This window comes from Streptomyces ipomoeae 91-03, from assembly GCF_000317595.1.
In the GTDB taxonomy this organism is placed as follows: Bacteria; Actinomycetota; Actinomycetes; order Streptomycetales; family Streptomycetaceae; genus Streptomyces; species Streptomyces ipomoeae.
The window spans coordinates 1-1250 of record NZ_AEJC01000453.1 but is presented as its reverse complement, the minus strand read 5'-3'; the positions used below and the strand labels follow the sequence as shown (position 1 = coordinate 1250).

At 73.5% G+C, this 1250-nt stretch carries 1 protein-coding gene and 1 pseudogene; one reads left to right on the top strand and one right to left on the bottom strand.

Features of this window, described 5'->3' with window-relative positions:
* On the bottom strand, positions 1 to 543 hold a 543-nt coding region (locus tag STRIP9103_RS29860; RefSeq protein ID WP_158696920.1), incomplete at its 3' end, for a GAF domain-containing protein.
* A gap of 178 nt (positions 544 to 721) precedes the next feature.
* Between STRIP9103_RS29860 and STRIP9103_RS29855 the strand changes: the two are divergent.
* A pseudogene (locus STRIP9103_RS29855) lies at positions 722 to 1250 on the top strand (GAF domain-containing protein); the annotation flags it as partial.

The following is a 1250-nucleotide window of genomic DNA, read 5'->3' as shown; positions in this document are numbered from 1 at the left end:
GTCCCCCACCTCGACCTGCCCGGTGTCCATGGCGTAGTCGAACACGGCACCCGCGCCGACGGGCGGGACGGCGGAGGTGACCGCCTCTGCGAGGAGTTCGAGGCACTCCCGTTCCTCGGCGTCGAAGCCGTCGGCGTCGTCGGTCACGGCCACCAGACAGCCGCGTTCGGGCAGCGGCAGCACGGCCAGCGAGAAGTCCTTGACGTGGGCGCGGCGGACGTCGGCGTCCCGGTGGAGCTCGGCGGGGCCGAACCGGCGTGGCTGTCCGGAGCGGCACACCTCGGCGACCGGGGCCTCGCCGGAGGCCCGGTAGCTGTCGCGCAGCCCGTACAGGTTCCTCGGGACGCCGGCCGACGCGACCAGGGACAGCAGGTCGCTGTCCGGGGTGTACACGGCGGCGACCGCGGCCCCCGTGAAGACAAGCATCTGTTCGAGGATGGCGTGGAGGCGCTCGTGTGGTTCGAGGTCGCCGGTGAGGGTCTTGAGGGCAAGTTCGGCACGCAACGTTCTCGTTCCGCGTTCCGCCGCGCCCTCACTGACCACGTCCGCAATTACAGCGCTTCCGCCCCGGTCGCGCAGCCCCTGGGACCGTTCGGGGCCCGGACCGCCGCCCGGCCGACAGGGGCATGGTCGTCGCGGGGCCCTCGCCGTGCGTGCCCGGCCGCCAAGAGGGAGCCTTGACGCGAAGGCCTGTGGCACGGGTGGCGAGGAGGTGGTCGGCATGTCCGACGTCCACGCGTCACGGGGGCGGACGACCGTCGAGACGGCGGCACGCGTGGGCCATCCGCTGCTGTCGCTCGCGCTGGCCTCGATGATGGACGACGTCCAGGCGCACTCCGGCGCGGTGTACCTGCTGACGCCCGACGAGCCCGTGCTGGAGATGGCGGTCATGGCGGGGCTGCCGAGATCGTTCGTCGCGCCGTGGGAGCGGGTCGGGCTGAGCGCGCCGGTCCCGGTCTCCGAGGCGGTACGGGACCGGCGGCTGGTGTGGGTGAGCGGCGAGGAGCAGATGGCCCGCCGCTACCCCCGTATCGCCGTGATCCTGCCCTACCCCTTCGCCCTGGCCGCGCTGCCGGTGGCGACCCGCGACACCACCTACGGCGCGGTCTTCCTGACCTGGCCCGGCTCGCATCCGCCGGAGCTCAGCGAGCGGGAGCGGGACATCATCACCTCGGCCTGCGACCGGCTGGCGATGCGCCTCAGGCGCGCCGAGGACGAGGGCCGGCCGGTGCTGCCCGAGCCGGATCTGT